Source organism: Pantoea phytostimulans, from assembly GCF_046118715.1.
Taxonomy (GTDB): Bacteria; Pseudomonadota; Gammaproteobacteria; order Enterobacterales; family Enterobacteriaceae; genus Pantoea; species Pantoea phytostimulans.
In genome coordinates this window covers 2,788,559-2,813,920 of record NZ_CP173698.1, presented here as the reverse complement: position 1 = coordinate 2,813,920, position 25,362 = coordinate 2,788,559, and the positions used below count along the sequence as shown (strand labels likewise).

The 25,362-nt window shown below is 50.0% G+C and carries 23 protein-coding genes; 10 read left to right on the top strand and 13 right to left on the bottom strand.

What is annotated here, in order from left to right:
* The first annotated feature begins 78 nt into the window (after window positions 1-78).
* Window positions 79-1,584 (top strand): CoA-acylating methylmalonate-semialdehyde dehydrogenase, encoded by a 1,506-nt coding sequence (locus tag ACF2G4_RS13190; RefSeq protein WP_409074950.1) that lies wholly within the window; start codon window positions 79-81, stop codon window positions 1,582-1,584.
* A gap of 132 nt (window positions 1,585-1,716) precedes the next feature.
* Window positions 1,717-2,535 carry a 5-deoxy-glucuronate isomerase gene (gene iolB / locus ACF2G4_RS13185; protein WP_409074949.1) on the top strand — a complete coding sequence of 273 codons (819 nt, stop codon included), beginning with the start codon at window positions 1,717-1,719 and terminating at the stop codon, window positions 2,533-2,535.
* A gap of 99 nt (window positions 2,536-2,634) precedes the next feature.
* On the opposite strand, the gene ACF2G4_RS13180 is transcribed toward iolB, so the two are convergent.
* The 4 genes from ACF2G4_RS13180 to iolD all read right to left on the bottom strand — a co-directional run bounded on the left by ACF2G4_RS13180 (window position 2,635) and on the right by iolD (window position 7,661).
* Window positions 2,635-3,492: a MurR/RpiR family transcriptional regulator gene (locus tag ACF2G4_RS13180; protein ID WP_243079885.1), complete on the bottom strand. Its 858-nt coding sequence runs from the start codon at window positions 3,490-3,492 to the stop codon at window positions 2,635-2,637.
* Between the two features lie 207 nt (window positions 3,493-3,699).
* Entirely contained in the window at window positions 3,700-4,596 is an 897-nt protein-coding gene (gene iolE, locus ACF2G4_RS13175; protein WP_332625997.1) for a myo-inosose-2 dehydratase, read from the bottom strand.
* A 55-nt stretch (window positions 4,597-4,651) separates the two neighbouring features.
* Window positions 4,652-5,665 (bottom strand): Gfo/Idh/MocA family oxidoreductase, encoded by a 1,014-nt coding sequence (locus tag ACF2G4_RS13170; RefSeq protein WP_409074948.1) that lies wholly within the window; start codon window positions 5,663-5,665, stop codon window positions 4,652-4,654.
* A 58-nt stretch (window positions 5,666-5,723) separates the two neighbouring features.
* On the bottom strand, window positions 5,724-7,661 hold the full coding sequence (iolD, locus tag ACF2G4_RS13165) for a 3D-(3,5/4)-trihydroxycyclohexane-1,2-dione acylhydrolase (decyclizing) (protein WP_243079884.1): 1,938 nt from the start codon (window positions 7,659-7,661) through the stop codon (window positions 5,724-5,726).
* A gap of 546 nt (window positions 7,662-8,207) precedes the next feature.
* Here iolD and iolC point away from each other — a divergent pair.
* The gene (gene iolC / locus ACF2G4_RS13160; protein WP_215845346.1) at window positions 8,208-10,121 is read left to right on the top strand and encodes a bifunctional 5-dehydro-2-deoxygluconokinase/5-dehydro-2-deoxyphosphogluconate aldolase; all 1,914 of its coding nucleotides are present in this window, start codon (window positions 8,208-8,210) and stop codon (window positions 10,119-10,121) included.
* Between the two features lie 64 nt (window positions 10,122-10,185).
* On the opposite strand, the gene ACF2G4_RS13155 is transcribed toward iolC, so the two are convergent.
* Together ACF2G4_RS13155 and ACF2G4_RS13150 are read right to left on the bottom strand one after the other, a co-directional pair.
* Window positions 10,186-10,740 (bottom strand): DcrB family lipoprotein, encoded by a 555-nt coding sequence (locus ACF2G4_RS13155; RefSeq protein WP_243079883.1) that lies wholly within the window; start codon window positions 10,738-10,740, stop codon window positions 10,186-10,188.
* 240 nt (window positions 10,741-10,980) lie between these two features.
* Window positions 10,981-11,646 carry a 7-cyano-7-deazaguanine/7-aminomethyl-7-deazaguanine transporter gene (locus ACF2G4_RS13150; RefSeq protein ID WP_409074947.1) on the bottom strand — a complete coding sequence of 222 codons (666 nt, stop codon included), beginning with the start codon at window positions 11,644-11,646 and terminating at the stop codon, window positions 10,981-10,983.
* A gap of 203 nt (window positions 11,647-11,849) precedes the next feature.
* Between ACF2G4_RS13150 and tusA the strand changes: the two genes are divergently transcribed.
* Window positions 11,850-12,101, top strand: a complete 252-nt coding sequence (gene tusA, locus ACF2G4_RS13145; RefSeq protein WP_409074946.1) for a sulfurtransferase TusA — start codon at window positions 11,850-11,852, stop codon at window positions 12,099-12,101.
* Window positions 12,102-12,126: 25 nt separating this feature from the next.
* On the opposite strand, the gene ACF2G4_RS13140 is transcribed toward tusA, so the two are convergent.
* On the bottom strand, window positions 12,127-14,421 hold the full coding sequence (locus ACF2G4_RS13140; protein ID WP_409074945.1) for a zinc/cadmium/mercury/lead-transporting ATPase: 2,295 nt from the start codon (window positions 14,419-14,421) through the stop codon (window positions 12,127-12,129).
* Window positions 14,422-14,509: 88 nt separating this feature from the next.
* Window positions 14,510-15,139: a lysoplasmalogenase gene (locus ACF2G4_RS13135; protein ID WP_215845349.1), complete on the bottom strand. Its 630-nt coding sequence runs from the start codon at window positions 15,137-15,139 to the stop codon at window positions 14,510-14,512.
* Window positions 15,140-15,291: 152 nt separating this feature from the next.
* On the opposite strand from ACF2G4_RS13135, the gene ACF2G4_RS13130 reads away from it, so the two are divergent.
* The gene (locus ACF2G4_RS13130; protein ID WP_243079880.1) at window positions 15,292-15,648 is read left to right on the top strand and encodes a DUF2500 domain-containing protein; all 357 of its coding nucleotides are present in this window, start codon (window positions 15,292-15,294) and stop codon (window positions 15,646-15,648) included.
* Window positions 15,649-15,792: 144 nt separating this feature from the next.
* Here ACF2G4_RS13130 and ACF2G4_RS13125 read toward each other — a convergent pair whose 3' ends face one another.
* Together ACF2G4_RS13125 and ACF2G4_RS13120 are read right to left on the bottom strand one after the other, a co-directional pair.
* Window positions 15,793-16,821, bottom strand: a complete 1,029-nt coding sequence (locus ACF2G4_RS13125; protein ID WP_409074944.1) for an acyltransferase family protein — start codon at window positions 16,819-16,821, stop codon at window positions 15,793-15,795.
* A 202-nt stretch (window positions 16,822-17,023) separates the two neighbouring features.
* Complete coding sequence (locus tag ACF2G4_RS13120; RefSeq protein ID WP_409074943.1) at window positions 17,024-18,157, bottom strand: EpsG family protein; 1,134 nt, start codon at window positions 18,155-18,157, stop codon at window positions 17,024-17,026.
* 196 nt (window positions 18,158-18,353) lie between these two features.
* Here ACF2G4_RS13120 and ACF2G4_RS13115 point away from each other — a divergent pair, with 196 nt between their 5' ends.
* Window positions 18,354-19,349, top strand: a complete 996-nt coding sequence (locus ACF2G4_RS13115; RefSeq protein WP_409074942.1) for an alpha/beta hydrolase — start codon at window positions 18,354-18,356, stop codon at window positions 19,347-19,349.
* Window positions 19,350-19,432: 83 nt separating this feature from the next.
* Here ACF2G4_RS13115 and ACF2G4_RS13110 read toward each other — a convergent pair whose 3' ends face one another.
* Entirely contained in the window at window positions 19,433-19,705 is a 273-nt protein-coding gene (locus ACF2G4_RS13110; RefSeq protein ID WP_215848207.1) for a DUF1145 family protein, read from the bottom strand.
* Entirely contained in the window at window positions 19,695-20,294 is a 600-nt protein-coding gene (gene rsmD / locus ACF2G4_RS13105; protein ID WP_243079879.1) for a 16S rRNA (guanine(966)-N(2))-methyltransferase, read from the bottom strand. Before rsmD ends, ACF2G4_RS13110 begins: the two co-directional genes overlap by 11 nt.
* 233 nt (window positions 20,295-20,527) lie before the next feature.
* On the opposite strand from rsmD, the gene ftsY reads away from it, so the two are divergent.
* From ftsY to rpoH, 4 genes are all read left to right on the top strand, one after another.
* Window positions 20,528-22,021, top strand: a complete 1,494-nt coding sequence (ftsY, locus tag ACF2G4_RS13100; protein ID WP_332625992.1) for a signal recognition particle-docking protein FtsY — start codon at window positions 20,528-20,530, stop codon at window positions 22,019-22,021.
* 5 nt (window positions 22,022-22,026) lie between these two features.
* On the top strand, window positions 22,027-22,695 hold the full coding sequence (gene ftsE / locus ACF2G4_RS13095) for a cell division ATP-binding protein FtsE (protein ID WP_215845351.1): 669 nt from the start codon (window positions 22,027-22,029) through the stop codon (window positions 22,693-22,695).
* Entirely contained in the window at window positions 22,685-23,668 is a 984-nt protein-coding gene (ftsX, locus tag ACF2G4_RS13090; protein WP_215845352.1) for a permease-like cell division protein FtsX, read from the top strand. The genes ftsE and ftsX overlap by 11 nt, the downstream gene beginning before the upstream one ends.
* Window positions 23,669-23,926: 258 nt before the next feature.
* Window positions 23,927-24,784 (top strand): RNA polymerase sigma factor RpoH, encoded by an 858-nt coding sequence (gene rpoH, locus ACF2G4_RS13085; RefSeq protein WP_215845353.1) that lies wholly within the window; start codon window positions 23,927-23,929, stop codon window positions 24,782-24,784.
* Between the two features lie 73 nt (window positions 24,785-24,857).
* Here rpoH and panM read toward each other — a convergent pair whose 3' ends face one another.
* Window positions 24,858-25,244 carry an aspartate 1-decarboxylase autocleavage activator PanM gene (gene panM / locus ACF2G4_RS13080; RefSeq protein ID WP_215845354.1) on the bottom strand — a complete coding sequence of 129 codons (387 nt, stop codon included), beginning with the start codon at window positions 25,242-25,244 and terminating at the stop codon, window positions 24,858-24,860.
* Between the last annotated feature and the right edge of the window lie 118 nt (window positions 25,245-25,362).

The following is a 25,362-nucleotide window of genomic DNA, read 5'->3' as shown; positions in this document are numbered from 1 at the left end:
AGGCTTCGCCTGATCAGGCAACGTGACTTCCAGCACGCGCAGTCTGCAGGGAACGTAAACATTCAAAGAGGCAACAACATGAATATCGTAGGAAACTTTATTGGCGGTAAAACCACCCACAGCGCCAGCAACGAAACCATTCCTGTTTATGATCCGGCAACCGGCAAAGTGGTCCGCGAACTGACGCAAAGTACCGCTGATGAAGTCGCTCAGGCGATTGAAGTTGCACACAATGCCTTTCCAGCCTGGTCAAAAACCTCTCCGCTACGTCGTGCGCGCGTGCTGTTCAATTTTAAAGCATTGATGGAACAACATCGCGATGAGCTGGCGGCATTGATCGTCTCTGAACACGGTAAAGTCTGGTCAGATGCGCTGGGCGAACTGACGCGCGGCATCGAAGTGATTGAATTTGCCTGCGGTATTCCACACCTGATTAAAGGCGAATATTCGGCTAACGTCGGCACTGGCGTTGACAGCTTCTCGCTGATGCAGCCGGTGGGTGTTGTGGCGGGTATTACCCCGTTCAACTTCCCGGCGATGGTGCCGTTATGGATGTTCCCTATCGCGCTGGCGTGCGGTAATACCTTCATTCTTAAGCCGGCTGCACTCGATCCTTCTGCCGCTGTTCGCATGGCAGAACTGCTGACCGAAGCGGGTCTGCCGGACGGTGTCTTTAATGTGGTTCACAGTTCCAACGACGATGCAGAGCAGTTGTATAAAGATCCACGCATCGCTGCTGTTAGCTTTGTGGGTTCTTCCGGCGTCGCAGAACATATCTATAAAACAGCCAGCGCCCACGGCAAACGCGTTCAGGCGTTTGGTGCAGCGAAAAACCACGCTATTGTGATGCCGGATGCCGATCTGGATGCCACCGTGAACGCCATCATGGGCGGCGCGTTTGGATCCGCAGGCGAACGCTGCATGGCGTTGCCAGTTGTGGTTGCTGTTGGCGATGATACGGCTGATAAGTTAATTGCGAGCCTGACTCCGCTGGTGAAAGCGCTGCGTGTCGGCCCTGGCATCAACAAAGGTTCAGAAGAGAATGAGATGGGGCCGGTGGTTTCTGCGGCACATCAGAAAAAAGTGCTTGGCTACATAGATAAAGGCGAGCAGGAAGGTGCAAAACTGGTGGTGGATGGCCGTAACTTCCAGGTGCCTGGCCATGCTGAAGGTTATTACGTTGGCGGCACGCTGTTCGACAACGTGACGTCTGACATGGTGATCTGGCGTGAAGAAATTTTTGGACCGGTGCTGAGCATTATGCGCGCGCCTGATTACGACAGCGCACTGAAACTGGTTAACAGCCACGAATTTGGCAACGGCAGCGCTATCTTTACCAGCAACGGCAATACCGCGCGCGAATTTGTGCAGGATGTTGAAGCGGGCATGGTGGGTGTTAACGTACCGGTTCCTGTGCCGATGGCCTTCCACAGCTTTGGCGGCTGGAAACGTTCGGTCTTTGGTGCATTGAACGTGCACGGCCCAGACGGCGTACGCTTCTATACCCGCATGAAAACCGCAACCGCCCGTTGGCCGAGTGGTCAGCAAACCGTTTCTGAATTCAGCATGCCGACGCTGGGCTAATTCATTTTTATACCCGAAAACCTTCAGGCGACAGCAGTGGAACATGCGTTTGCATCCTCAATCCTTGATAGAGGTAAACAGACGCTATTAACGCAGTTGTCGCTTGAATGATGACGGAGAAGGAGGATTAGGATGTCTTTACTTTCTAAAGCACAACAGCCTGACAGCCAGGGACGTATTCAGCATGTCACCCCGGAAAGTGCAGGCTGGCGTTATGTTGGCTTTGACGCTTACCTGCTGAAAAAGGGAGAAATCCTGCGTCTGAGCAGCGGTGAAAAAGAGCTTTGTTTAGTGTTAGTGGCGGGGCTGGCATCAGTGAAAACGCGCCACGCTGAGTTTCCTGGCATCGGCAAACGCATGTCACCCTTTGAACGCGTTCCCCCCTATTCGGTGTATGTGCCGCACAACGATGAAGTCGAGATTCAGGCGGACAGCGATCTTGAGCTGGCGGTATGTAATGCGCCAAGTCAGGGCAGTTTACCGGCTCGCCTGATTGCGCCCGCTGACGTCGGCGTTGAACAGCGCGGAAAAGGGCGCAATAAACGCCTGGTACATAATATTCTGCCGGATAATGAACCCGCCGACAGCCTGCTGGTCGTGGAAGTGTATACCGATGAGGGCGACACCAGCTCATATCCAAGCCACAAGCACGATCAGGAAAACAGCGAAAACGAAACCTATCTGGAAGAGACCTATTATCACCGTTTCGATCCAGAGCGTGGATTTGCGATGCAGCGCGTTTATACCGAAGATCGCTCGCTGGATGAGTGCATGGCGCCCTATAACCGCGATGTGGTTACTGTGCCGCGCGGTTATCATCCGGTCGCGACTCTGGCGGGGTATAACAACTATTACCTCAACGTGATGGCTGGCCCGGAACGTTTGTGGAAGTTTACCTGGGAGAAAGATCACGTCTGGGTAAACAGCGATGACTATCCGCGCAGCAAATAATGGCGGAAAACAAAAAGGCAGCCTTGAAATGGCTGCCTTTTTTATGCCTGAACGCGAATGTTTGATAAAACACCCTGCTCAGCAATGATCTCTAATCAGTTATGACTTCTTTTCGACATTCTTATCCGCATTATTCAAGGCAAGCGAAACGGCCAACGTCTGCGCCAGGCACAACGAAGCGACCTGAGAACGGAAACCATCAACCTGCGCTTCACGTACCACGAAGCAGACATCGCTGAAAGCGGCCAGCGGACTGACCTGGCTGTCGGTAATGGCGATTTGATGCGCGCCGCGTTTAGCCCCTAATTCAACCACTTCAACGGCTTCACGTGCGTAAGGTGAATAGCTAATGGCGATCACCACATCTTTCGGGTTTACCAGGCTGAGCTGCTCGGTGAACATCCCACCCAGACCATCAATCAGGAAGGCACGACGTTCAAGGTGGCGCAGAGCATAAACCAGATAGGACGCCACGCTAAACGAGCGGCGCAGGCCAATAACGTAAATGTTTTCAGCTTCATTAAGCAGCTTAACGGCTTTATTTAACTGGTCCGGATTCACCTGCATCGCCAGCTGCTGCAATGCCTGGCTGTTTACCATAGTGAAAACGTTAAGGATTTCGGCTGGGCTTTCTGGTGCGCTGGCGCTGTCATCGGTAGAGGTTTGACGAAACAGGCGGGCGCGCTCGGTATAGTTCACCGTTTCTTCCATCAGATGCTGACGGAAAACTTGTTTCATTTCGTTGAACCCGCTGAAGCCAAACGCATTGGCAAAGCGAATCAGTGTGGAAGGCGGTACATCCGCTTGGGATGCGATGGAAGCCACGGTATCAAAAGCAATGCTGTTACTGTTATCAAGGATATAACGAGCGACCTGTTTTAGACGCTTGCTCAGTGTTTCATAGCGGCGACGAATATCGTCCTGCAGCAAGGAAAGTTGGGTGGGATTATTGGTCATTACTTCTGCCCGTTTAATAAGAATAATGGCTGGATAATGAGCGCTATAGTACCAGATGGATGGAAAATTTCATTTCTTTGCGTGTAATGAGGGCTTTATTTCATGGGTTTATGAAATACCTCACAGAATCCGTGGAGATGCGTGACGAAGCACGACATCTCCACCATTTTATTACGATCAGATTTCAGGTTAAAGAAGGATTAAACGTTACAAACCTGCATTTTCGCGAATGTATTTGCGCGCTTTCACTGCATATTCAAAGGGATTAGCCAGCGCGGGATCTTGCTCCGCTTCTACCACCATCCAACCTTTGTAGCCGTAATCGTCGAGGATTTTGAACACCGGTTTGAAGTCAATCACGCCGTCGCCGGGTACGGTAAACGTGCCTTTTTTCACCCCATCGAGGAAAGAGAGTTTATTTTGACGCACCTCTGCCACTACGTCATCGCGCACATCTTTCAGATGGACGTGGAAGATACGCGGCAGGTATTTTTTCAGCACTGCCAGCATCTTCTCTTGTGAGCCTTCTGAGTAGTAAACATGGCCAGTGTCATACAACAGACCGACGTTTTCGTTGGTCAGCGCCATGAAACGGTCAATCTCTTCAGTGGTCTGAATGCCGGTTCCCATATGATGATGCAGCGTAACGCGCATGCCTTTTTCAGCTGCGATAACCGCCAGCTCGTTATAACCTTCCGCCGTTAAACGCCACTCTTCATCGGTGAAAACAGGCTTCTCTTCCAGCACCGCCAGCGTGGTGCCCTGAATACTTTTGCTCTGCTCAGAGCAGCCAATGACACGTGCACCCATCGCGTGCAAGAAGTTCATGTGGTTCACAAACTCGTCGATGGTTTTAGCTTTGTCGCCGTTGGCAAAAAAGGTGCTGAACCAGGCGTTACAGATCTCAATGCCACGAATATCCAGCATCGGCTTTAAAATTGCCGGATCGCGCGGGTATTTGCTGCCCACTTCGCTGCCAGTAAATCCTGCCAGCGCCATCTCACTCACCGTCTGCTGAAAAGTATTTTCACTGCCCAAATCAGGCATATCATCATTGGTCCAACCGATCGGCGCTATTGCCAGCTTCACGTTATCTTTGTTCATCTTGTAATCCTTTTGATAAGGGCGGGCCAGTGCCGCCCACAATGAAAGCGCGGGATCAGTGGTTATAAAAATCAGGACGCGGCGGCATTTCTACTGGCTCAATCGCGCCGCTGTTTTGCGCCTTCAGGCACGCATCGGCAGCAACGGAAGCAGCAAAGCCATCCCAGGCTGAGGGGCCCGTTAACTGGCCCGCTTTCACATCATTGATGAACGCCTGCAGCTCAACGTCATAGGCATCAATAAAACGATCTTTCCAGTCGACCAAAATGGTATTCGAAAGTTTGGCATCTTTACGCAGCTGAACAGAAGAGGGCTCAGGCAGTTTGGCAATACCGGTTTCGCCAACCACTTCACACTGAATGTCGTAGCCGTAAGCGCAGTTAACAAAAATTTCCACGTCGATGCGCACGCCTTTTTGCGTTTCAAACAGCACAATTTGCGGATCTTTCAATTTGGCGTGGCTCTTCGACGTCACGCGTGGGAAGACCACCTGCACGCTTTTATAATCGTCGTTGGTCAGCCAGCGCAGCACATCCAGTTCGTGAATCACGGTGTTAGTAATCGCCATATCGGTGGTGTAATTTTCCGGCACCGTTGGGTTGCGATGGGCGCAATGCAGCATCAGCGGTTCGCCAATTTCACCATCGGTAATCACCTTTTTCAGGGCGCGATAACCAGAATCGTAAGGGCGCATAAAGCCTACCTGCACCAGACGCTTGCCGTGTTTGATCTCCGCCTCTACCACGTGACGGCAGCCTTCAGCGCTCATTGCCAGCGGCTTTTCACAGAACACCGGTTTACCGGCAGCAATCGCAGCCAGGGTAAACTCTTCATGAGTCGGATCCCATGAAGTCACTAATATGGCGTCGACTTCAGGCGATTGAATCACCTGATGACCATCTTGATAGACTTCTGCTTCGATATTCAGGCGTTGCAACGCTGCGCGTGCGCCATCAACGTTGATGTCAGATACGGCGACCACTTTCGCACCCTGCAGCACGTTATTGCAGCGGCGAATGTGTTCCTGACCAATTGCACCTGTACCGATTACGCCAAGTTTCAAAGTCATAATTATACCTGTAGGGTTCATTCGGATAAGAGAAAGGGGCCGGGAACCGGCCCTGAGATTAATACTTACGGGCTTGATCCAGGTGCGCGTTTAGGCTGTCGGCGACGCTTTGGGTGCGTTCTGAATCCGACGTCTGCGCCACGCCCACGTGCCACCAGCTGAAGTACTTATGAATCATGGTTTTTGGTAAGACTTTAATATCAATGAGCGTCGATACCGTCTGCTTCTTCGCATCTTCCAGCGCCGCTTTGAGCTGATCCAGCGTGGTCACACGATAGGTTTTGCAGCCGTAACCGGCGGCAATAGAAGCAAAATCAACCGGGACAAAACCCCCATCCAGCTTGCCACCTTCCGGGTTACGGAAGCGGAATTCGGTGGTGAAGCTATCCATGCCGTGTTCCATTTGCAGGTTATTGATGCAGCCGTTGGTCATGTTATCCAACAGCACCACGTTGATTTTGGCGCCTTCCTGAATGGATGTGACCAGCTCGGAGTGCAGCATCATGAATGAACCATCACCGACCAGCGCGTAAACTTCACGCTGCGGCTGCGCCAGTTTGACGCCCAGTGCGGCATTCACTTCATAACCCATGCAGGAATAGCCGTACTCAACGTGGTACGCGTTGTAATCTTTGGTGCGCCACACGCGTTGCAGGTCGCCCGGCAAGCTGCCCGCGGCTGCCACAATCACTGCATCCTTTGGGAGCTGCTCGTTTAAGGTGCCGAGCACGCTGCTTTGCGTGAGCAGGGATTGTGTCAAACGGTTGAACTCAGCAAATACCGCTTCGCGATCGATGTGATCGGCAATTTCTGGGGTAAAGCCTTCGCTGTATTCAACCTGATAAACACGCTGCGTCTCTTTCAGCAGTTTGCTTTGAGCCTGCTCGATTTGGTTGCCCCAATCGTTGCTGTAATTTTGGGAAACCAGCGCCGCGCTCAGCGCCGTTAATCCTTCACGCGCATCCGCTAGCAACTGCACGCCATCTAACTTGTAGCTGTCGAAATTACTGACGTTAACGTTGAGGAAGCTGACCTCGGGGTTCTGGAAAATCCATTTCGATGCGGTGGTGAAATCGGTGTAGCGCGTCCCCACGCCAATCACCAAATCAGCCTCTTTCGCCAGCAAGTTGGCGGCCAGACAGCCGGTTTCGCCGACACCGCCCACGTTGAGCGGATGATCGGAAATGATTGTGCCTTTACCCGCCTGGGTTTCAGCAAAAGGGATTTGATAGCGTTCAGCAAACTGACGCAGCGCTTCGCCCGCTTCGGAGTATTTCACGCCACCGCCACAAACAATGATTGGCTTGCGTTTACGCACAATCAGCGAAAGGGCATCTTCTAACTGTGCCGCGGTGGGTAAGCGGCGATCGAGACGATGAACACGTTTTTGGAAGAAATATTCCGGGTAATCCCAGGCTTCGCCTTGTACATCTTGTGGCAGAGAGATTGTCACCGCGCCGGTTTCTGCCGGATCGGTGAGCACGCGCATCGCATTGATGCAGGCGGTCATCAGCTGTTCTGGGCGGCTGACACGGTCCCAGTATTTGCTGACGGCGCGGAAGGCGTCATTGGTGCTGATGCTGAGATCGTGCGCTTGTTCAATTTGTTGCAGCACCGGATCGGGCTGGCGGGTCGCGAACACGTCGCCCGGCAGCAGCAGCAGAGGAATACGGTTTGCCGTGGCGGTAGCGGCGGCGGTAATCATGTTTGCCGCACCCGGCCCAACGGAAGAGGTGCAAGCAATGATTTGACGACGCAGCGATTGCTTAGCAAAACCCGTCGCAGCATGCGCCATGCCTTGTTCGTTACGTCCCTGATGCACTACCAGATCGCCGCTATCCTGCTCCAGCGCCTGACCCAAACCCAGAACGTTGCCATGACCGAAGATGGCGAAGATGCCTTTGACAAACTTCGTCTCAACGCCATCAACATCAATGAATTGGTTATCAAGAAATTTAACCAGCGCCTGTGCAGTGGTCAGTCTGATTGTGCCCATATGCTCTTCCTTTACATGCTGGTGGTGCCTGAAATCCGAGCGCGGTAGGCGATGTAGAACCTCGGAAAAGGCGACCGGGGGTAATTGAAACGTGAAGCGATTATAAACAAATATATTTTTCATAAAACACGATTACAGAAGAAACATTTCATTTTGCGAGTGAGATCAAATTTAACGCCAGAACGGGCCTTTGATCGTTTTTGTCACGCCGTAAAGTGGAACGCCCGGTAGGCTTCACTGCCATATGAAAAATTTCATTTCATTTCAGTAGATTCCCCTTTTAATCAGGCTTTTCCTGCGATCTGTCTCACAACCCTGCAACAGCGGGTACTGGCGGGGTTGAATCTTTCCAGTATTGATAGCTTTCCAGAGTTTTACCTGGTTCACAAAATCGCGATGGATATTTCATTTCATATTGAATTTGGAATTTTTATTCCCCATACTTCGGAAATAGCCAATCAGGCACCTTGAGACCCCGGAAGCAAAGCGCGCGTTATCGGGCTTTTCGCCGACAGTGTCTGCTTATCACAGAAGGAAACCACAGGTATGAGTACACAACAGAAGCGGCTTGATGTGATTTGTATCGGACGCATCGCCGTCGATTTTTATGGTCAGCAAATTGGCGCTCGCCTTGAGGATGCCACCTCGTTTGCTAAATACCTTGGCGGTTCTTCAGGGAACGTGGCTTACGGTACGGCCATTCAGGGTTTGAAATCCGCCATGCTGGCGCGGGTGGGTGATGAGCATAATGGCCGCTTCCTGCGTGAAGAGTTACAGCGCGTGGGCTGTAATACCGAGGGATTGATTACCGATGAGAAACGTCTTACCGGCATGGTGATCCTTGGCATTAAAGATGAAGAGACCTTTCCGCTGATTTTCTACCGTGATAACTGCGCCGATATGGGTCTGGTGCCAGAAGACATTAAAGAGGAATTTATCACTGCTTCTCGCGCCGTGGCGGTTACGGGAACCCATTTATCGCATCCGCAAACGCGTGAAGCGGTACTGAAAGCGCTGGATATTGCCAAGCGCAATGGCCTACGTACCGCGCTGGATATCGATTATCGCCCGGTTTTATGGGGTTTGACCTCGTTGGGTGACGGTGAAACGCGTTTCATCGAATCGGCTCAGGTCACGCAGCAGCTACAAGAAGTGGTGCATTACTTCGATTTGATTGTTGGAACCGAAGAAGAGTTTCATATCGCTGGTGGCAGCACTGACACGTTAACCGCGTTGAAAAATGTGCGTCAGGCGAGTCAGGCGACGCTGGTTTGTAAGCGTGGTCCAATGGGATGCGTGGTGTTTGAAGGCGATATTCCTGACAGCTGGGAACAAACCAAACTGCAAACTGGCGTACGCGTAGACGTGCTAAATGTACTGGGCGCAGGCGATGCCTTTATGTCTGGCCTGCTGCGCGGCTGGTTGAATGATGAAGGTTGGGAGCAAGCTTGCCGCTACGCCAATGCCTGCGGCGCGCTGGTGGTGTCACGTCACGGTTGTGCGCCAGCCATGCCGACCAAAGCGGAGCTGGATGATTTCCTCAGCCGTGACAAAGACGTTAAACGCCCCGATCTCGACAGCCGACTGAACCATCTGCACCGCGTTACAACACGTAAGCAGCAATGGCCAGAACTGAATGTTTTTGCCTTTGACCATCGCAAGCAGCTCGCGGATATGGCACGTGAAGCCGGTGTTGATGAAAGCAAAATTCCGCAGTTAAAAGTCCTGCTGTTAAGAGCAGCAGAAGAAGCGGCGCAAGAAGCGGGCCTGGAGAACAAGAGCGGCATTTTGGCCGACACCACATATGGGCAGAAAGCGCTGAATGCGATTACCGGAAAAAACTGGTGGATTGGCCGTCCGATTGAACTGCCAAGTTCACGGCCGCTACGTCTTGAGCATGGAAACATCGGTTCTCAGCTTATCGACTGGCCTACTGAACACGTGGTGAAATGTCTGGTGTTTTATCATCCGCATGACAGCGCCGAACTGCGCAAAGAGCAGGATGATCTGATCCTTGACGTGTGGAAAGGTTGTAACAAAAGCGGGCATGAGCTGCTGCTGGAAGTGATTTTGCCAGAGAGCAACCCGGACCATAAAGAAGCCTATTATCTGGAGATGCTGAGCCATTTCTACAGCCTGGGCGTTCAGCCAGACTGGTGGAAACTGCCACCGATGTCAGCAGAAACCTGGCAGGCGATAAGCGGCTTGATTGAGCAGCAAGACCCATACTGCCGCGGCATTCTGTTACTGGGACTTGATGCGCCAGAAGAAAAGCTGAAAGCAGGCTTTGCCGCCGCCGCTAAGGCACCGTGGGTGAAAGGCTTTGCTGTCGGACGGACCATTTTTGGTCAGCCTTCACGCATGTGGCTGCAAGGTGAGCTGGACGATCAGGCGCTGATTGATACGGTGAAAGGTAATTATTTGCGCCTCATTGGTTACTGGCGCGAAGCGCGAGGTTAAAGAGAGGATCGGGCGCGATATCGCGCCCGATAAGCCCTTCGGTGAGTCGGAACTCCCCATCAAATCACTTCAGCGTTACGCTCTTCACGATATTGTCGGCATCGCTTTGCGCTTGCTGCTGATTATCGCCTGGCAGCGTAATCTGCATCGTCATCAGCTTACCGTCCACTTTTGCCAGAATCACGGAGGACCATGAGGTCTGATTGTTGGCAGAAATTACCGTATCCAACTGCTGTGCGGGTTGGTCTTTCAGGGTAACGGATTTGTTCGATACCACCTGCAACTGCGGATCGCGGTTACGTTGCTGCTGCTCCATACGTTGCGACAGCACATCCAGACCATCGGTGGTTTCGTCACCCGCAATAACAATAATGGCGCGTGCACCTGTTTCGTCAGCATAAACATGCATGTTGGTGGTTTGATTGCCCAGTTTGCCGCTCTTATCAGACATGCCTGGCGGCAGCGAGAAGCTCAGCTTGCCATCCATCAGCGTGACGTTTTGACTGGATTGGCTGGCGCTCACACCGTTGTCGTTCGCCGCTTCGTCTTTTTTCTGGTCACAGGCGGCTAAGCCTAAAACCAGTAAACCCATTCCCGCATATTTCACTAGGTTACGCATCAGAATCCCTTTTATCTTTCCAGACAGCCGTTTATATACCTTACACCCTTCGCGTTGCAGGAAGGCGGCAAGCGTGTGAATCCCAGAGAGCTTACTCGGGTAAGTGACTGGGTGAACGCGCGCTGCCAACGCACCTGCAGCTTGAAGTATGACGGGTATACAACAGTAATCAGGTTGCAAACGCAACCCGATGATTGTCAGGAAATCTTAGCCTGTCGTGGCAAAAAGCTCTATTTCCGTTTAGCCGAAATTAACGTGTGCACTGTTGGCGTGCTCGGCCAGGCGTTTTAATGTGGCATTCAACAGGACACCGTAAGCGGGCAGGAAGAACACCATGCAGATCAACACTTTAAAAGTGTAATCCACTAAAGCGATCTCAACCCAATGCTGCGCCATAAACGGATCGGGACTTTGATAGAAGGCGATAGAAAAGAAGGCTAGCGTGTCGCTGATATTACCGAGGAACATCGCGCAGCCGGGCGCAATCCACCACTGTGGCAAGCGACGCAGGCGATTAAACACATGCACATCAAGGATTTGGCCCAGCGCGTAAGCCATAAAGCTGGCGCAGGCGATGCGGGCGACGAAAAGATTTACCTCTTCCAGCGCATGCCAGCCTTGCCATTCGCCTTGATAGTAGAGGCTAGAAACAGCGTAAGAGATAAACAGCGCAGGGATCATCACCGCCAAAATAATGCGGCGTGCCAGCGCCGCGCCAAAAATGCGCACGGTGAGATCGGTAGCAAGAAAGATAAATGGGAAGCTGAAAGCGCCCCATGTGGTGTGAAAGCCAAAAATGGAAACCGGCAATTGCACCAGATAATTGCTGGAGGTGATCACCAACAAATGAAACAACGACAACCAAAACAGCGCGTGCATGCGCTGACGCGATGAGAATGCGATCATAATAAGCCTTTTTAGTGTTGGGGTGAGGGAACCCATTGCAGAAGATTGCCAGCAATATCCTGCGATTAAACGGATGAAAAAGCGGCGGCATCTTACCGCGTTGTGCTATTTATGCAATGGCTAATTTTAACGCAATCGTTATCGTCTTGCGTCGGTTTATTGACGCGCTAGAATAGCCGACCCACATCAAAACTGAGTCCATTATGAGCGATGCTTTTACTTCTGCCGACCACCAGCTCGATGCGCGCGGCCTGCGCTGTCCTGAGCCGGTAATGATGGTGCGTAAAACCGTCCGCAACTTGCAGGATGGAGAAACGCTGCTGATCATTGCCGATGATCCGGCGGCGACACGTGATATTCCAGGCTTCTGCCGCTTTATGGAACATCGGCTTTTAGCCCAGCAGACGGAAACCTTGCCTTACCAGTTTCTGCTGCAAAAAGGGTTGGAAGGTTAACGGCGGCAGATGACCGCCGTCGATTTTACCGCGTTCGTGAATGCAGAAGCCGCAAGGCGTTTGCCGTGACCAGCGCGGTAGCGCCAGAATCGGCTAAAACCGCCAGCCATAATCCGGTTAATCCCATCAGCGTTGTCACCAGAAACAGCGCTTTCAGCCCCAGCGCCAGCGCGATGTTTTGGCGGATGATGCTGCGTGTTCGGCGGGCTAATGCAATCATGGGTGCCAGATTCGTTAGTTGGTTACGGGTTAATGCGGCGTCGGCAGCCTCCAGTGCGACGTCTGTGCCGCTGCCCATGGCGATGCCTAACGTTGCGGCTTTCATGGCAGGCGCATCGTTGATGCCATCGCCGACCATCGCCAATGAAGAGTATTGACTGAGCTGACGAACCGCCTCGACTTTATCGGCGGGCAGCAGGCTGGCGCGGTAATCGATGCCAAGCTGCTGAGCAATGCTCGCTGCGGCACGCGGATTGTCACCGGTTAACATCAGGCTCTTAATGCCGAGTTTTTTCAACGCGGCTATTGCTGCTATCGCATCGCTACGCAGCTGATCCTGCAACGCCAATGCACCCAACGCTTCGCCATCACGCAGCACAATCACCAGCGTCTGACCGTGCGCCTCCTGCTCGGCAATCAACGTCTGCTGCGCTGGCGTCAGTGTCGTCACGCGTGCCGGGGCAAGTAATTCTATTCGTTGGCCTGCGACCTGTGCGGCGATACCACTTCCCGCGAGTGCCTGTTGTGAGTTGGCCTGCGGAATCTGCAGATCACGTGCCTGTGCAGCCGCAATAATCGCTGTCGCCAGCGGATGCGTGGAACCTTGCTCCACGGCGGCGCTGAGTGTTAACAGCTGTGCTTCGCTGATCCCGATAAACGGTAAGATGCGCGTAACCTGCGGTTTCCCGGCGGTCAGCGTACCGGTTTTATCAAACGCCAGCATGTGTAGCGAACTCAGCCGTTCCAGCGCTGCGCCACCTTTGATCAACGCGCCCTGACGAGCGGCAGCGGCTAACCCGGAAGTAATGGCGGCGGGCGTTGAGATCACCAGCGCGCAAGGACAGCCAATCAGTAATAACGTAAGCCCTTTATAAATCCAGGGTTGCCAGTCGCCGTAGCCCAGCAGCGGCGGCAGCACCATCACCAGTAGCGATAACAACATAATGGCGGGCGTATAAATGCGGCTGAAAGAGTCGATAAAACGCTCCACGGGCGCGCGATGGCTTTCGGCTTCTTCGATCAGTTGCAGAATGCGGTCAATGGCACTTTCGCCGGGTTTCGACGTGACTTCCAGTGTCACCAGCCGATCTACGCTGATGGCACCCGCCATAATTTTTTCGCCGCTTTCGTGCGAGACCGGCAATGATTCTCCGGTTAATGCGCTTTCATCAAAGCTGGCGCTACCGCTTAACAAACGCGCATCGACCGGTAAACGCCTGCCCGCAGCAACTTCAATCACATCGCCGGGTTGCAACGCATCCAGTGCAATCTGTGAGCGCGTGCTGCCTTGAATACGCATGGCGAATTCTGGGCGCAGCGCCATCAGGCTAGTGACGCCGCTGCGCGCGCGTGAGGCAGCATAGGCTTCCAGGCGTTCACCCAGCTGGAACAGCAGCAGTACCATGGCAGCCTCTATATGCGCGCCAATGATTAATGCGCCCGCAGAGGCCAGCGTCATTAACATTTCAATCGTAAAGGCAGAGCCGCTGCGCAGTCGAAGCCAGGCGCTGTATGCTACTGGGCCTAGCCCAATCAGTGTGGTGACAACAAACAGGCGATCGCCCCAAACGGCGTCAAAGTGGCTAACTAACGCGCTGACAACCATCAGCACACCAAGCAGAATGAAACTGCGATTGGCTTGCCAGTGCGAAGGGGGAGACGTCTGGGTTTGAGATGATGACAGTGTGAAACCGGCTTTTTTTACTGCATTTTCAACGGTAATTTGCACATCACGATAGGCATCGACCACCAGTTTTTCACTGGAAAAAAGGATGCGGGCGGCGGCAACGTCAGGTAAATGGCGAACGGCGGTTTCAATCGTGCGGGCACAGCTGGGACAATCCATGCCGCTTACGCGCCAGCTGAATTGTTGCGTACTTTGCTGCGTTCTGGCGACTCGCCGGTCGCTTTCCTCTTCAGCTTCGCTAGCGGGGCCGGAAGGGCTATCGCCAGAACAGCAGGCAGGCGTATCTGATGAAATCGGCGTGGCAGCGCTAATAGAAAGTGTTGTCGGGCGAATGTGCCTTAGGTTGCAAAGGGGCTTTGATGCAGCATGCATGGTGTGGGATTTACCGCAGCCACAGGATTGATGTTGATGCATATGACCTCCAGAAGCGGGCGGAAGTGCCCGCTCTGATATCCTACACTCTGGAGTCAACTCCAGAGTCAAGCCTTTGGTCATTTTTTCTTCAGTAGAGCCACAGTGAACGCACAATCATGAAGTGACCGGCGAAATAGCAGGCTGCGATGATGGCGCTATCGGCGCTGAAACGGCGGCGATAATGAGAGATAAACCAAATAATATTGGCTAACAGCAACAGGCCGGCACCGACCATGATCGAAAAGCTGTAATCGGTTGGACGGAAGAAATATTGCTCGGTCGCCATCCAGGTCATGACCAATGTCATGCCAATAAAGGTACAGATTGGCCACCGCAAATCGGCCAGCTTGTTCCAAAGAACACCAATCACCACCACGCCAATAATCAGCAGCGTAAGGGGAATCGGCCAGAAGAAGCTCATCGTCATGTTAGCGGCAAAACTCAGCGTATAAAGCAGGTGCGAAAGAAAGAACGCACCCAGCGCATAGAGCATTTTCTGACGCGGCAGCAGTGTAAGGGCATCGCCAACCAAGGTAGCGATTAACCCGGCAAGGATCAGATAATCGGTGGTATTAAGCGTAGGTGCTTGCCATGCCAGGCCAACCAGCAGCAGAAGCGTAACCGGTTTAAACAGCCAGCGTTGCCATTGTGGACCACGATATGAGGCATCGACATACAGCCAACCGGAGAAAAGTACAGCGAGGAAAGACCAGAGCATTGTTTCTCCCTTTTAACCAAAAATGGTGAATGTTCCCAAAATGTCGATCTCAGTTTAGGTTACGCCTCAGCAATGTGACAATCAGGCAACTCTGGTTGTATGCTTGCCGCGCAATAAATCTCTCCTGTAACCGATTAAGAACGAGCGAAAATATGAGCAAACCACCGCTACTCTTTTTTATCGTCCTGGCCATTATCGCCGTGTTGGCGACCCGTCAGTTCATTAAGCAACGGCGTGAAGCTGCCGTGAATGATGTTTCACCGATCCGCAGTCTGACGGTTGAAGTGAAGACTAAACGCGAATTTCCAGCACCCAATCGCCGCTCACGTCAGCGAGAAGTGATTGCTGGTGAAGAGATGCGTTACGAAGCCTGGTTTCACCCACTGAACGGGGCGAGTGATATAAAAGTGCAGGTAAAAGAAGATGATTATCATCAAATGGATAAAGGATCGAAAGGCGAGCTAAAAATGCAGGGTTCGCGTTTTGTGAGTTTTACGCCTGTGCATTAAAAATATACGCCACGTATTTTCATAGAGAACAGGTATTTTAAGACAAAAATTATTGCTTACAATAGCGGTTAAACATTAAATGCAAAAGGGTTCATGAGAAATCATGAACCCTTTTTTATCACTCGCTTGAGGCGTAATCAGTGCTTAAGCTTCATGGCTGGTCGCTTTAGGAATATGCCCATGACTTCTTTTAAGAAACCGGCTTTCCAGCAAGTTCCATGAAGTAAACGCAAGTGTTACGGTTAATATAATAGTGAGCATTAGGCCGAGATAAGCATTCCTGTCAAATACACCGAAATGCGTAAGAACCTGAATAATTGGCCAGTGATATAAATACATTCCGTAAGAAAGATCACCGAACTGGCTAATTTTAATTTCTCTGCAAAGTCCAGTGCAGAACAAAATAACAACGGATGAGAATGCAACAGGCTCAATAAGATAAGAGAAGGATGTATTTTTAAAAATCACGAAAGCCACGAGTGAGACGATAGTGATTTCTTTAAGCTTATCAAAAATAGCTTGATTCGTAGCCAGTAAGCTGCCGAAGAAGAAATACGACGACAAAGCGATAAATTGTTTCGCCAAAGTGTCAGCTTTAGGTCCAGTATAGACAGAAGTAAAATAGAAAAACCACAAGCATGAGATAGCGAAGATAGCAGCATAAGTCTTAAATGGCTTTTTCACGAGTAATGGCACGATAAAAGGCAAAAGCACATACAAAGTGATTTCTGCTTTAATCGTCCAGAGAGAACCATCCATCGGTTGGTTCGGGTTATCCGTAAAAACACCCGGTAAAGAAGGCTGAATAAAATTCATAAAAGAAAAGTTTGCAATGACATATTTTATTGTTTCTTTATTAGTGACGAATTCTTTAAGCGGGAGGCTTGTTAGACAAACTCCAATGATTAAACACATCACTATTACAAAAATATAAGCAGGAAGGATTCTTTGAGCGCGCTTGACAAAATAAGATTTAATCGAGTTACTTCTTAAGTAACTTTTTGCAATAAGGAATCCGCTTATTGCAAAAAATCCTTTTACAGCAAAATCACTATTCAGGATATGAGCAAGAAAGCGTATGTCAGCATTTCGCGTTACTTCTGCTGTGTGCACTAACATGACGACAGATGCTAAGATTAGTCTTACTATATCAAAGTTGTTTTTTGAGTTCATTTTTAATTTCTTACATATGCTGATGAGTGAGTGATTAGAACAACGCTTGTGTAGGGTTTTTTTATAGAGAGGATCTTAAAGCCATTAGAATTTTAATCATTCTAAAAAGCAAGAAAGTATTTTTCGAATAGTAAGAATCAGAATTTTCTCAGGCTAAGAGCAGAGCGCTAAAATAAAAATTTAGCGCTCATTCAATAACTAATTACTTTAACAACTGGTAAGACTGAGCTACTTCATATCCTACCACAGACTGCTTGCTTGAAATAGTGTTGTAATAAAGATAGTAGAGAACCATAAGAATAGTTACTGACACGGCAGCAACCTTTTTAAGTTTAAATGATTCATAAATACAAAGGGATATTAAAACAGGTTCGACCTGAAGAAGGTAGTTGGCTAGTCGACCACCAGAGGCATAATCTTGCAGTGCAAGTCTTAGACCACTGCCAATTGCAAATGTAATAACTATTACATAGTAGAAATTGAATTTTTCGGGAGCAATTTTTTTCAGTGAATTGCTTAAAAGCATAAAACTAAAAATAAATACGAAGCCAATGTTTTTTAGATTAGATAACGTCAAAATCCCTTGTTCTTGTGCGGAATCTTGGTTCGCGTAACCCATAGCCCTTTCACCGATAGAACCAATGTGGCTCGATACGAGCGAGATAATTGCAGAGCTTCCAATAAATGCCATTGGTATACTTACCAGAACTATGGCAATAGGGATAAATTTGTTTCGCTTAACAATTAAACTGAGCGGTATCAATAACGCCGTGATCGCAGTTGCGTGGCTAATAAATGATAGGATAAAAAGCTTTATCATACCTTTTTTGTTTTTATTACAGGTATGATAAACAAAGCCCAGTAGAAATGCAGAACTCAAACCAAACCTGATCTGGTTCATGTCTTTATTTATAAAGAGGTGCGCGGAATAGACAGCCAATGCGACCATTGGTAATGGGGATAGCTTTTTGAAATAAAATGAATTAACACATACTGCAATCATGCAATATATGAAAATAAAAATGTCAGCATTTTTTGAAAATATTCTTGAAATGAGCGCAATGAAATAAATAGCGGGCTCATAACGGAAATCATTTAAACTTTCCCAAAAACCTTTAATTGTAATTTTGGATGTGAACTGTGAATAGAAGTCACGGTACTGGAAATCATCAAGCCCTGTGCCAAGCCCACGAATCCCACCGAACGTAAAGAGAACACCTACAGCGATAATGTAGAAATATAATCTTATCGACTTAGAATTTTCGTTATTACTAAGCACAACCTCAACAATCGCAAAGAATGTCAGGGTTAAGCTTATGATCCAGTAAATTCCCATAGCTCAACATTCTAATAGTTTTAAAACGTTTTTATACCATATGGTACTGCCTGCGTAAACATGAGAAAATTCTAATTTTTTATGCTTAGAAAGGCTTGTTTATCAGTGAATTTAATTTACATATAATCATTTTACTGTACTTAATAGTGGTGTTAATTAAGTGTAATAGTTTAGGCTAATAAATTTGAGGTGGAGCGTGAAAGTGAACATAAGTAAGAATTATATACAAATAGCCAGAGGGCGTTTGGTTTGTTTTCCTAATGTGTCTATAGTTAAATTCCTTGCTTTTTTGCTATGTGCTTTAGTTTTTTATTCACAAATGTCCTCCGCTAATGAGGATATTCCTATTTGGCCCGGAGCTAACTCAGGAAAAAATAAAGTAGTTGATTTCAGTAAGAATTCCACTGTACCTAATCGTGCAATAACCCGTGTTTCTTCGCCAAACTTCATATATGTACCACCGAAAGTTCATAACAATCATACAGCCATTCTAATAGTTCCCGGTGGTGGTTTTTCCTATATCATGAAAGATCTTGAAGGGCTAAGAGTTGCTGATTATTTAAGTCAAAGAGGTTACTCATCATTTGTGCTTATTTACCGTATGCCAAAAGGCGGTAGTGATGAAAATAGAAATAATGCATTTTCGGATGTACAACGCTCCCTAAGAAAAATCCGCTCGATGAGTGTAAATAACGAAATATCCATAAACAAAGTGGGCGTGATGGGTTTTTCTGCTGGCGCTTATCTGGCTGCAAATGTAAGTAATAAGCCTAATGAAAACTATGGCCATAACAATGATGCAATAGATAGGCTAAGTGCCCGACCTGATTTTACTGCCTTGATTTATCCCGTTATCTCTATGAAAACGGGAATAACGCATCAAGGCACCCGGCAGGCTCTATATGGGAAAAGTACATCCCAACAAATTGGCAACGAGTTTTCGCAGGAAAATTTGGTCTCAAAACAGACACCACCAACATTTATCGCTCAAGCTTTGGATGATAAAGTCGCATCGCCACAAAATTCACTGCTGATGTTTGATGCTTTGCGCAAAATGAGAGTAAATGTTGAACTTCATTTGTTTCATGAGGGAGGGCACGGCTTCTCCACAGGAGCCGGTAAAACAACACCCGTTAGCGACTGGCTTGATCTTTTCTGTAAATGGCAGCAATCAATTGATAATGCGACGTAAGTCTGTTGAGCTGGCTTTACTTAAGAAAAATAAATAGAAACATTGTTCAAATTGTTTGACCAATGTTTCTATGAGAATAGTAATTATTTTTTTCTGGGGAAATGTTTTTTTTGCCAGGCCACCAGTTCAAACACGCCAAACAGGAAAACTTTTGCCTGCGTTAAGCGGTCAATGGGCGGCGCATCTTTGGTTTGCGTTGCGCGCAGTAACACCAACTGCAAGCCGTGCATCATAATCATGAAAAACAGTGCGACGTTAATGAAATAGGTCAACGGCTTCGGATACGGATGTATCACGTTGAACAGTAGAAATCCCCAAACGCACAGCATCAACAGGCGTCCTAAATTAAGTAACATCATGCGTCTCCTGTTGACGTTGATATAAACGATAAGCTACCTGACCTGCGATTTTTTCGCGGTGCAAATCCCAGTTCGCCGGTACTGGCGGCGTGCCATTTTCTACTTCGCTTTCGACGTAAATCAGCGCCTCTTCTGCCAGCCAACCGTTTTGCTCCAGCAGCAGTAATGTTTGCTCCAGCAAGCCTTTACGAAACGGCGGATCGATAAACACCACATCAAAAGGCTGGCCAGGCTGATCGAGCCAGGTCAACGCGTTGGTTTGAATCACCTTGCCGTGAGTGGCACGCAGCGTTTGCAGGTTTTTTTCCAACTGCTGCGCGACCGGACGTTCTAGCTCCAGCAGTGTTGCCGCACCTGCATAGCGCGACAGCGCTTCAAGGCCCAGTGCGCCGCTGCCGGCAAAACAGTCCAGGCAATTAGCCTGCTGAATCACGGGCGCCAGCCAGTTAAACAGCGTTTCACGCACGCGATCGGTGGTGGGGCGCAGACCGGCGCTGTCTGGCACCGGCAATTTACGTCCGCGCCATTGACCGCCAATAATGCGGATCTGCCCGGCACCGCCCGTATTGCGGGGATTTTTTATCATCTTGCTCACAACTCGTCATAATTTGTTGCGTAGTTTAACGGGCGAAACGATGAGAAGAAACGTTAAAAAAGGGTGCTGTGGTGAGCTGGCTGGAAAGTGTTAGACTACTGAGTTGCTGAAGTCATGCATAATTCTGCGGTTTTGCGCCGGTCTGGCGTTTAATACCACTACTGATTTTACACCTGGGAACAGTGTGCGACCGGGATAAAGCCATCGAGGAGTGTAGTCACACAATGGCAAAAGAGAAAAAACGTGGCTTTTTTTCCTGGCTAGGATTTGGCAAAGAGGAAGAAACGCAAAAACCGGTTGAGACGCCAGAGCAGGAGCAGGAACAACAGCCTGCTGAAGCTGAGGTTCAGCAGCCGGAACATCCATCCCAGGCGCTAAACGAGGCCGAAGCGGACGCGGAAGAGACTGTCGCCATTACCGAAGCGGTGGCCGAACAGCAACGCGAAGCGGAAATTGAACCTGAACTCGAAACTGAATCTGAACCAGAACCTCAACTGATCGTCGCTGAACCCGACGTTTTGGCGACACCAGAAGCGGTGAAAGCCGATCCTGAAGCGCTGCTTGAAGTTGAGCCAGAAGTTGAACTTGAGCCAGAGCCAGACGTGGCTGAAGTTGTCGACATCGACGTGGAAGACGTCGAAGACGACGCGCCACTCAGCGACGAAGAGCTGGAAGCGCTGGCACTCGCCGATGCAGGCATCATCGAAGAGGCGGAAGTCGTTGAGCCGGAAGATACCGTCAGCGATCTGCCGTTAGCGGCCGCACCCATCATTTCCCACGAGCAGGAACGTCCTACTAAAGAGGGCTTCTTTGCGCGCCTGAAGCGTAGCCTGGTTAAAACCCGTCAGAATCTTGGCTCGGGCTTTATCAGTCTGTTCCGCGGCAAGAAAATTGATGACGAGCTGTTTGAAGAACTGGAAGAGCAACTGCTGATCGCTGATGTCGGCGTGGAAACCACGCGTCGCATCATCACCAATCTGACGCAACAGGCAAACCGCAAACAGCTGCGTGACGCTGAAGCGCTATACGGTCTGCTGAAAACTGAAATGGCCGATATTCTGGCTAAAGTTGATGCGCCGCTGGATGTGACCGGTCAAACACCTTTCGTCATCCTGATGGTTGGCGTGAACGGCGTGGGTAAAACCACCACCATCGGTAAGATGGCGCGCCAGTATCAGGCCGAAGGCAAATCAGTGATGCTGGCGGCGGGTGACACCTTCCGTGCTGCTGCTGTTGAACAGCTTCAGGTTTGGGGCCAACGTAACAACATTCCTGTTATAGCTCAGCATACCGGCGCTGATTCCGCCTCGGTGATTTTTGACGCGATTCAGGCTGCCAAATCACGCGGCGTAGATGTGTTGATTGCCGATACTGCGGGTCGCTTGCAGAATAAAGCGCATCTCATGGAAGAACTAAAGAAAATCACTCGCGTCATGAAGAAGCTGGATGATTCTGCGCCGCACGAAGTGATGCTGACGCTGGACGCCAGCACTGGGCAGAACGCCGTTAGCCAAGCCAAACTGTTCCATGAAGCGGTGGGTTTAACCGGTATTACCCTCACCAAGCTAGATGGTACGGCCAAAGGCGGCGTGATCTTCTCGATAGCCGATCAGTTCAGTATTCCGATTCGCTATATCGGTGTTGGGGAAGGCATTGAGGATTTACGGCCGTTCAAGGCTGAAGATTTTATTGAGGCACTGTTTGCCCGAGAGGACTAATTGGGATGATTCGCTTTCAAGAGGTGAGTAAGGCATATCTCGGTGGACGTCAGGCGTTGCAGGGCGTGGATTTTCATCTGCGTCCCGGCGAAATGGCGTTCCTGACCGGCCATTCTGGTGCCGGTAAAAGTACGTTGCTGAAGTTGATATGCGGCATTGAACGTCCAAGCGCCGGACAAATTTGGTTTAGCGGTCATGATATTTCTCGCCTGCGCAACAGCGAGGTGCCATTCCTGCGTCGCCAAATCGGCATGATTTTCCAGGATCACCATCTGCTGATGGATCGTTCCGTTTATGAAAACGTGGCGATTCCGCTGATCATTTCGGGTGCCAGCGGCGAAGATATTCGTCGTCGCGTGTCAGCGGCACTGGATAAAGTCGGCTTACTCGACAAAGCGAAAAGTTTTCCGATTCAGCTTTCTGGTGGTGAACAGCAGCGCGTTGGTATTGCGCGCGCAGTGGTTAACAAACCCGCTGTATTGCTGGCGGATGAGCCAACCGGTAACCTTGACGATGCACTGTCGGAAGATATTCTTCGGCTGTTCGAGGAGTTTAATCGCGTTGGCGTAACGGTGTTGATGGCAACGCACGACAGCGGCTTGATTGCGCGTCGTCAGTATCGTGTGATGACGCTGAATCAGGGACGTTTGCATGGAGGCCACGATGGTCAATAAACGCAATAAACGCCCAGCGGCGCCAAAAGCGAAGCAGCCGTCAAAAAGCAAAGCGCTGAAAGGCGGCTGGCAGGAACAGTGGCGTTATGCCCTGCGCGGCACGCTGTCAGATATGTGGCGTCAACCGCTGGCAACGCTGTTAACGGTGATGGTCATTGCGATTTCGCTTACCTTGCCCAGCGTCTGCTACATGGTGTGGAAAAATGTGAGTCAGGCCGCGACGCAATGGTATCCCGCGCCGCAGTTGACGGTTTATCTCTCCAAAACGTTGGATGATACAGCAGCAGAAAACGTGGTGGCACAGCTTAAGCAAGTCGATGGTGTGGATAACGTCAATTATCTGACCCGCGAAGAAGCGTTGAACGAGTTCCGCAACTGGTCTGGGTTTGGTGGTGCAATGGATATGCTGGAGCAAAATCCGCTGCCGGCAGTGGCTATCATCACGCCGAAACTTAATTTCCAAAATTCAGACACTATGCAAAATCTGCGCGACAGCGTGGCGAAAGTGCAGGGCGTGGATGAAGTGCGTATGGATGACAGCTGGTTTGCCAGGTTAGCGGCATTAACAGGATTAGTCGGTCAAATTGCGTCGATGATTGGCATCCTGATGATCATCGCGGTGTTCCTGGTGATAGGCAACAGCGTGCGGCTCAGCATCTTTGCCCGGCGCGACACCATCAATGTGCAGAAACTGATAGGCGCTACCGACGGCTTTATTCTGCGTCCTTTTTTATACGGCGGCGCATTGTTAGGCCTAAGCGGCGCGGTATTATCCTTGATCCTGTCGGAAGTATTGGTGTTAAGGCTACAATCGGTAGTGGCTAACGTTGCATCGGTGTTTGGCACCACATTCTTGCTGGAAGGTTTTTCCTGGGATGAAGCGTTGCTGCTATTACTGATTGCCGCGATCATTGGTTGGATCGCCGCCTGGCTGGCGACAGTTCAACATTTACGTCGTTTTACGCCCCAGTAAACGCCTGCAACATTTTTTTGCTATAATGGTCCTCTGCTATCGACAAGGGAAAGCAGAGGATCTTTTCCCCGCTTTCCTTCTTGTCATCTGTGTGTAAAATATGCACCGCTAATATTGAACTTGTGGATAACTTTATCATCCAATAAGTAGCACAGATTGCTTTCGAACTTTTAGCGGCGTTGACATACTGTAGCGTCTGCTCAAGGACGACGGTTCAAAGAACTGTGCAGCTATTCCACTTGATTTGTGAGGGTTTGAATGACCAAAGAAATGCAAACTTTAGCTATTGCTCCTCTTGGTAACCTGGAATCATACATTCGGGCTGCCAATGTCTGGCCGATGCTGTCGGCAGAAGAGGAAAAAGCGTTGGCTGAACGGCTGCATTACCAGGGCGATCTGGATGCGGCAAAGACGCTGATCCTGTCTCACCTACGCTTTGTAGTTCATATCGCTCGTAATTATTCCGGTTACGGCCTGCCGCAAGCGGACCTGATTCAGGAGGGCAACATCGGCTTAATGAAAGCCGTGCGTCGCTTCAACCCTGAAGTGGGTGTGCGTTTGGTTTCTTTTGCCGTGCACTGGATTAAAGCCGAGATTCACGAATACGTGCTGCGTAACTGGCGTATTGTGAAAGTCGCTACCACGAAAGCACAACGTAAGTTGTTCTTTAACCTGCGTAAAACCAAGCAGCGTCTGGGCTGGTTTAACCAGGATGAAGTTGAAATGGTTGCGCGTGAACTGGGCGTAAGCAGTAAAGACGTGCGTGAAATGGAATCACGTATGGCCGCACAGGATATGACCTTCGATATGTCCGCAGACGATGAAAGCGGTGAAGGTAAATCCATGGCACCCGTGTTGTATCTGCAGGATAAAACCTCAGACTTCGCGGACGGCATCGAAGAGGATAACTGGGATTCGCATGCGGCAGACAAGCTGAGCTATGCGATGGAAGGCCTCGACGAACGCAGCCAGCACATTATCCGTGCACGTTGGTTAGATGAAGACAACAAAACCACGCTGCAAGAGTTAGCCGATCAGTACGGCGTGTCAGCAGAACGTGTGCGACAGCTCGAGAAGAATGCCATGAAAAAACTGCGTATGGCGATCGAAGCGTAATAACGCGAAGCGTTAATGAAAGAGGGCGACAACATGTCGCCCTTTTTGTTGCCTGTGGTTTATAGCCTGAAACTCACTTCACCCAGCCGTCGGTTTGCGCCCTGAATCCACAGGCCTGCATAAACGCCGCACGAATCCTTTGATCATCACTGCCATCATCCGCAATCCACCAATCCGCCAGCGACGGATTCTGCGCCATGGTCTCTTCCAGCAGATATTGCCCAACGCCGCGACGCCGCGTGGCATCCCGCACCCTTAAGCGATGTACCTTTCCGTGTATCCCCGAAATTTCCAGTTGCAGCGCAGCTAATAAGCGGTCATTAAAACGCGCCGCATACAGCCGATGATTCTCGCTCAGCGACTGCTCTAACTTTTCTATGTCCAGTTCAGGCCAAACTTTGCCTAAGTCGATGCGGTCCTGCGTTGTAAACGCTGTTAAGCGCAGGATAGTGAGTTTCATGACAAACACCTGTTGGTTTAAAAGAGGAAGTGTAGCGAAATTATACAACCACAGCGCCAACAGATTTTCCCGAATAAAACAGGTCAAAAGTTGGCCTGGATGCCAGAATGATAGTTGT